The sequence below is a fragment of the Candidatus Pyrohabitans sp. genome, from assembly GCF_054014795.1.
In genome coordinates this window covers 1-6,379 of record NZ_JBPMGE010000051.1, presented here as the reverse complement: position 1 = coordinate 6,379, position 6,379 = coordinate 1, and the positions used below count along the sequence as shown (strand labels likewise).

Genomic DNA, 6,379 nt, shown 5'->3' with positions numbered 1-6,379 from the left:
GGGAGAGCCTCGCCAAGCACGCGGAGCTCGCGCACTATCGCCGAGCCTCTCACCTCGCTGCGGTGTGCTAGCTCGGAGGGGAAGCGCAGCCTCAGGTAGGCAACGAGGGCATCGCTTTCCTTATCCACGATGCTCAGGAAGTGCTCCTCGCCCAGAGAGGCATCGTAACTCTCCACCTCCAGCGAGAGGTTCTCCTCCCTTATCTCCACTCCAGCTTTATACGCCAGGTGCCCGGCATCGCGGCAGCGTATGCATTCGCAGCGCGCTCCCATCTCCTCTAGCTTGAGCTGCACCATCTCGGCGAGGTTCCCATGCCTAACTCCGGCGACGATTAACTGCGCCGGTATATCGCGCTGAATCCGCATGGTGCGCACCCAGTGCGGCAGCAGGCGCTTCACCTCGGCGATGAGCTGTGCCGCCTCCTCGTCGCTGTAGGGGCGAAACTCGCCCCGCCTCCACATATCGTGGAGCTCCGTGCCCGCGACGACGAGCGTGGGGTATATCTTCAGCGTATCAGGGCGATAGCTGGGGTTGGAGAAGAGCTCGCGGAACATCTCCAGGTCTTCCTCGAAGCTTGAAAACAAGCCAGGCATCATGTGGTACCCCACCTTAATCCCAGCGTCTTTGAGCACCCGCGTGGCTTCAATCACATCGCCAACACTGTGCCCCCTCCTCACCTTCCGGTAAACTTCGTCGCTGAGTGTCTGCACGCCCAGCTCAACCCGCGTTACGCCTAGGTTGAGCATCTCGTCTACATGCTCCTGAGTGCAGTAATCCGGGCGCGTCTCGAAGGTTATCCCCACGTTCCTCACCCTCGCGGTCTCGTTTCGGCGCGCCGCCTCCTCAAAGCTGGCGCTGCGTATCCTCGCGTTGGGAAAGCTGTTCATGGCGTCGATGCAGTCTTTAACAAACTCGTGCTGATACTCCCGGGGCAGCGCCGGGAAGGTGCCCCCCATCACAATCAGCTCCACCTTTGCCACGCTGTGCCCTATCGCCGAGAGCTGCTCAAGACGGGAGTAAACCTGTGTAAAGGCGTCGTAGTTGCACGCCCTTGCTCGCAGGGCAGCGGGCTCATAGCCGGTGTAGCTCTGGGGCGCATCCTCACCGCGGGGGCAGTAGATGCACTCCCCGGGGCAGGGTGCCGGCTTACTCATAACAGCGACCACGGCAATGCCTGAGAGGGTGCGTACAGGCTTACGCTTAAGCAGCGGAAGCAGAACTTCCCTCTCTGCTTCGCTCGCATAACCCAGAATTTCGGCATTGGAGGGCAGTCTGCTTAGCTTAAGCTCTCTCGCCACCTGTGCCTTGATGCGCTGAACCTCGCCTCTCGAGGGCTTTGCTTCCAGCAGCCTTGCAATTATCCTGCGCGCAGCTTTGGCTTCCACCTAACCACCTGTATGATACCCGCAGATTAACTATAACATTTATAAACCCTGCCCTGTAAGAATAAGAAGGCTAACAGGTGATACCCATGGACAAAAAAGAGGAGATTCTCAAGCTTCTAGAGACTGATGCCAGGCTCAGCATCGCCGAGATTGCCAGAGCAGTTGCACTGGACGAGGAAGAGGTTAAGGGGACAATAGCGGAGCTGGAGAAGAGTGGCGTAATACGCAAGTACAAGACTGTGATAAACTGGGAGAAACTTGGCAGGGAGAAGGTGGCTGCGCTCATAGACGTGAAGATAACCCCCGAGAGAGAGCATGGTTATGACGCCATCGCCGAGAGGATAATGCGCTTTCCAGAGGTAAAGAACCTCTATCTGGTCTCTGGGATGTACGACCTCTCTGTGCTGGTAGAGGGCAACACGATGAAGGAAGTTGCCGCCTTTGTGGCAGAGAAGCTGGCGCCCCTTCCGCAGGTTACCAGCACGACGACGCACTTTTTATTAAAGAAGTACAAAGAAGATGGTGACATGCTCTACGATGGTGAAGAGCTTCGACGCTTAGCTGTGAGTCCGTAGCGATGATGCACAATAAGATAGCAAGGCGGGTAGCCGAGGTGCCCCCCTCGGGCATAAGGAAGTTCTTTGAGCTGGTGCTTAACGTAGAGGATGTCATCTCCCTCGGCGTGGGGGAGCCTGACTTTATTACGCCCTGGCACATACGCGAGGCGTGCATATACAGCCTCGAGAGGGGCTACACCATGTACACCTCCAACTATGGTCTGGAAGAGCTTCGCGAGGAGATAGCGCGCGCAACCAGGCGCGAATACGGCATAGAGTACAGCCCTGAGAAGGAAGTCCTAATTACAGTGGGTGTAAGCGAGGCCTTTGACCTGGCGATACGCGCCCTTGTCAATCCGGGTGAGGAGGTGCTCATACCTGAGCCCAGCTACGTCGCCTATAAACCCTGTACTATCTTCGCGGGCGGCTCACCGGTGAGCGTTCCCACCCGCCCTGAGGATGAGTTCAGGCTTTTACCTGAGGAGCTTGAGGCGAGGATTACCCGGAAAAGCAAGCTGCTCGTGCTTGGCTATCCAAATAATCCCACGGGCGCAACGATGAGCAAACGCGACCTCGAAGCTATAGCCGACGTGGTGGTGGAGCACGACCTCGTGGTGATAAGCGATGAGATTTACGACAGGCTCACCTACGAGGGCAGGCACGTGCCCTTTGCCTCGCTTAACGGTGTGCAGGAGCGCTGCGTTTATCTAAACGGGTTTTCAAAGAGCTACGCCATGACTGGCTGGCGCATTGGATACGCGATGGGCAGCGAGGAGGTTATTGAAGCCATGATGAAGATTCACCAGTATGCAATGCTCTGCGCGCCCATAATGAGCCAGAAAGCTGCCCTCGAAGCCCTGCGCAGAGGCAACAATGCCGTGGAGGAGATGAAGCAGGAATACAACCGCAGGCGGAGGTTAATAGTGAAACGCCTCCGCGAAGCTGGGCTGGAGTGCTTTGAGCCTAAGGGGGCCTTCTACGTCTTTCCATCCATCGTCTCCACCGGTATGAGCAGCGAGGAGTTTGCTGAGAGGCTTCTTACGCAGGAGCGCGTAGCCGTAGTACCCGGCAATGTCTTCGGCGAGGGTGGTGAAGGGCATGTGCGCATGGCATATGCAGCCTCGCTGAGGGACATAAATGAGGCTATGGATAGGGTTGAAAGGTTTCTTTCGAGGTGATTTAAATGGAGATAGCACCACATAATTTCTACAAGCTGAATGCGAGATGCTGTGTGGTTGTGAGCACCGCATCACCCAGGGGTATAAGCAACGCCGCGCCTTTCAGCTTCAACATGCCCATAAGCTTTTCACCGCCTATATTCGCCATAGCCAGTAACCCCGCCCACGACACCTGGCGCAATATTCGCGAGACCAGGGAGTTTGTGATAAACTTCGTGAGCGAAGATATGGGCGAAAAGATGCATATTCTGGAGAGGGATTTTCCCTACGAGGTGAGCGAAATCAAGGAGGCGGGGCTTACTGAAATACCTTCCAAGAAGGTTAAGCCGCCGCGTATTGCGGAGGCTTACGCCTGGCTGGAATGCTCACTTTACGACGCAAAGGAGATTGGCGACCATGTGCTCATTGCCGGTGAGGTGCTTCTGGCAGAGGTGAGGGATGAGTACTATGGTCGGGTGATAAAGGTAGAGGATGCCAGACCTTTGCTCCACATCTCAGGCGAGCACTTCGGCATCCCTCTGGCAAGAAAATTCAGACGAACGTAGGTGAGGTTAATGGTTTTGGAGTTTTTTAAGCGATACTTCGTTGAGCCTATCTATACCGGCGAAGGGTACAATGTATACAACACGCTGGCCTATGGACTGCTGCTTGGATTTGGGTTGCTCGCACTGGAGAGGATTGTGATAAAGCTGAAGGTGAAGGTGGACTGGCGCTTTCTCAAGGCGCTCCTTCCTTTCCTCGCCTTTGCCTCGTTTTCCCGCAGTCTAGTGGATGCACAGCTTTTCCCGCGTACAGCCTGGCTCATTACACCCGGAATCTTCTTCACCACTGCTCTTCTCGCTCTAGCCAGTCTCGTGCTGGCGCTTCATCTTCAGCGTTCCCGGGGTATAAGCTATGAGAAGACCATGCTTTCTGTGGGGACTCTCCTGCTCGTCTACCCTGCCTATGTTACTTTGGCGAATGTGGCCTATCTATCTGCGGGAGGAGAGATACTTGCCCTGTTTGTTGTGAGCACAGCCGCAAGCTATTTTCTGCTGAAGTCTCTGAACCAGCTTAACCCCTGGGTGTTCGCAATCTTCGCCGGGCACATGCTCGATGCCAGCGCTACAATAGTGGCCGTGGAGTACTATGGATACTTCGAGGAGCATGTGTTTGAGGACTGGTTGATCAACCTTGTGGGCACAGCGTATGTGCTCTATCCGGCGAAGCTTGTTGCCCTTGGTTTAATACTCTTCGTGATAAATACGCTGGTAGAGAAGGAGAACAGGAACTTCTGGTACTTCGCCTTCTTTATGCTGGGCTTCGCCCCCGGATTGAGGGATGCCCTCACCGTTATGCTAATCGGCTGAGTTCTTCAAGCAGCAGGCATGCCTTGCAGCGCTCTCCCGGGGTGGGTGCACCGCAGGTGGCGCAGCTTTGGAGGGCTTTCGCCCGGTAGCTTTTCAAAAAAGGCAGGAGTTTCTGATATCCGCGGAGGATGGAGAACTTTATCCCGGGGTTGTTCTCCTCGATGCGGTTGATCATCTCCCTCACATCTGTTCTGAAGGATTGCTGGGCATAGGGGCACTCTTCAAAGCTGGCCGGAATATCGCCAAGCATGGCGTAGAGTGCCACCTCCTTTTCCGGCATTTCCATCAGGGGCTTTATCCGTGGCACGAGCTGTTCGCTTTCCAGGCTTACGCCCAGTCGAAGGAGGCGCTCCAGATCGCCGCGAAGGTAGTTCATGACTATTGCCTGGGTTTCGTCGTCGAGGTTGTGTCCTGTGGCAAGCCTGTCGCACTCGAGCTCCTTTGCAGCGTCGTTCAAAAGCTTCCTCCTGAAAACACCACAGAAGGTGCACGCGTTGCGCTGGCTCAGCTTCACGGCCTCGTCGAGGGTTATGCCAAAGCACTTCTTGAAGGACAGGGTGTTGAGGGGCACGCCAAGCTCATCGCAGAAGCGCCTCGCGTGCTTCACCGTAGCTTCCCTGTATTCGGCGATGCCCTCGTCGATTAGTATACCATGAAGCTCCAGGTCCAGCTTATCCGCAAGCCTGCTGAGGATGCTGAGGGTTGAAAGGCTGTCCTTGCCTCCCGAGACAGCCACGCCTATTCGTTCGCCCCGCTCAAGCATTCGGTAGCGCTGCAGCGTCTGCCTCACCTTCCTCTCGAAGTATGCAGTGAAGTGGCGCCTGCAGAAGCGCTGACCGCTGTACCTGCGCACATAGATAGCGCGCTCTTCGCACAGGGAGCAGCTAACCACCTGAAATCACCCTTATAACCTCTATTACACTGCCCTCGCTCAGCCTCTCCTCCTCTGTGATTATCTCATCCCCCAGCTTTATGATAACCTCCTCACGGTTTATACCAAGCGCCTTGAGAACCCCTCCTGCGGTAGCATTGGGGCTCACCTCCACTTCCCGCGCCTCTTTTCCTATGATAACCGTCACCTTCATAGCCCAACCTTTTAAGCTACCCTTGGCAAACTTTAAAATCCTGTCCTTTGTTAATTAAACTCGCTTAGCTTGCATGGGCCCGTAGCTCAGGAGGAAGAGCGCTGCATTCGCAATGCAGAGGCCCCGGGTTCAAATCCCGGCGGGTCCATCTCCTTCTGGTTTAAGGTTGTATTTCTAGTCCGTCATCCTGTTCAATCACAGGCTAAGTTTGTGTGGCATATGGATTGCGGGTATCAGGCTTGTCTACTTCATAATACGATTTCTGTCAGTATTTTGAAAAATATTTATCTCAGTATTCCTCAAACTGATAAATGGGAATTAAGATGGATATTGGAGAGATTGAGAAAAGACTGATCGTTCTTGATAAGGAGATTCATGGTCTTCTGAAATACATATCTAAATCAAAGAGGTCAGAAACAGAGGCAGAGCTTAGAGACTACGAGGACTTGAAGAAGAGGATATCAAGGGCACTGGAGAAACCCCTGGATCCCACTGCAGAGATAAGAAGGATGAGAGAGAGGCGGTATCTGGTGTAGCAGATGAGATTAACACTTGACAGCGATGTGCTCGCCTATGCATTTATAAAACCCACTAAGGAGGTTTATAAAGAGAATTTTTAGGAGTTCAAAGCTCTGCACAGTAAGGCTGATACGATATTTTAAACCACATGTCATAAAGGTTATAAAACGTTAGGCAGATTAGGCAGATATATCAGAAAAGTTGCTCGCATGGATATGGATGATAAACCAAAGTTATAAATCGCAGGCTTCAATACTCTTCTGAGGAGGATGTCATGCCAAGAAGGTATCCAACGCGAAGGGGCAG

8 protein-coding genes and 1 tRNA gene are annotated in these 6,379 nt (G+C 54.0%); 6 read left to right on the top strand and 3 right to left on the bottom strand.

From position 1 onward, the window contains the following. Positions 1-1,385, bottom strand: a 1,385-nt coding sequence (locus ACXJJW_RS05645) for a tRNA uridine(34) 5-carboxymethylaminomethyl modification radical SAM/GNAT enzyme Elp3 (RefSeq protein ID WP_456474763.1), incomplete at its 3' end; no start/stop codon positions are given. A gap of 86 nt (positions 1,386-1,471) precedes the next feature. Between ACXJJW_RS05645 and ACXJJW_RS05640 the strand changes: the two genes are divergently transcribed. From ACXJJW_RS05640 to ACXJJW_RS05625, 4 genes are read left to right on the top strand one after another with little or no spacing between them, the layout of a single operon-like run. Beyond that, entirely contained in the window at positions 1,472-1,960 is a 489-nt protein-coding gene (locus ACXJJW_RS05640) for an Lrp/AsnC family transcriptional regulator (RefSeq protein ID WP_456474762.1), read from the top strand. Between the two features lie 2 nt (positions 1,961-1,962). After that, complete coding sequence (locus ACXJJW_RS05635) at positions 1,963-3,120, top strand: aminotransferase class I/II-fold pyridoxal phosphate-dependent enzyme (protein WP_456474761.1); 1,158 nt, start codon at positions 1,963-1,965, stop codon at positions 3,118-3,120. A 5-nt stretch (positions 3,121-3,125) separates the two neighbouring features. Next, positions 3,126-3,665, top strand: coding sequence for a flavin reductase family protein (locus ACXJJW_RS05630; RefSeq protein ID WP_456474760.1), 540 nt, complete (start codon positions 3,126-3,128; stop codon positions 3,663-3,665). 9 nt (positions 3,666-3,674) lie between these two features. Then, on the top strand, positions 3,675-4,469 hold the full coding sequence (locus ACXJJW_RS05625; RefSeq protein WP_456474759.1) for a DUF63 family protein: 795 nt from the start codon (positions 3,675-3,677) through the stop codon (positions 4,467-4,469). Here the strand turns inward: ACXJJW_RS05625 and ACXJJW_RS05620 are convergent. Further along, positions 4,453-5,361, bottom strand: a complete 909-nt coding sequence (locus ACXJJW_RS05620; protein WP_456474758.1) for a TIGR00269 family protein — start codon at positions 5,359-5,361, stop codon at positions 4,453-4,455. The two genes, ACXJJW_RS05625 and ACXJJW_RS05620, sit on opposite strands and share 17 nt — an antisense overlap. Then, complete coding sequence (locus tag ACXJJW_RS05615) at positions 5,354-5,554, bottom strand: MoaD/ThiS family protein (RefSeq protein ID WP_456474757.1); 201 nt, start codon at positions 5,552-5,554, stop codon at positions 5,354-5,356. The genes ACXJJW_RS05620 and ACXJJW_RS05615 overlap by 8 nt, the downstream gene beginning before the upstream one ends. A 75-nt stretch (positions 5,555-5,629) precedes the next feature. Here ACXJJW_RS05615 and ACXJJW_RS05610 point away from each other — a divergent pair. Together ACXJJW_RS05610 and ACXJJW_RS05605 are read left to right on the top strand one after the other, a co-directional pair. Next, positions 5,630-5,702: transfer RNA gene (locus ACXJJW_RS05610), tRNA-Ala, on the top strand. 163 nt (positions 5,703-5,865) lie between these two features. After that, positions 5,866-6,090 carry a hypothetical protein gene (locus tag ACXJJW_RS05605; protein WP_456474756.1) on the top strand — a complete coding sequence of 75 codons (225 nt, stop codon included), beginning with the start codon at positions 5,866-5,868 and terminating at the stop codon, positions 6,088-6,090. The last annotated feature ends 289 nt before the right edge of the window (positions 6,091-6,379 follow it).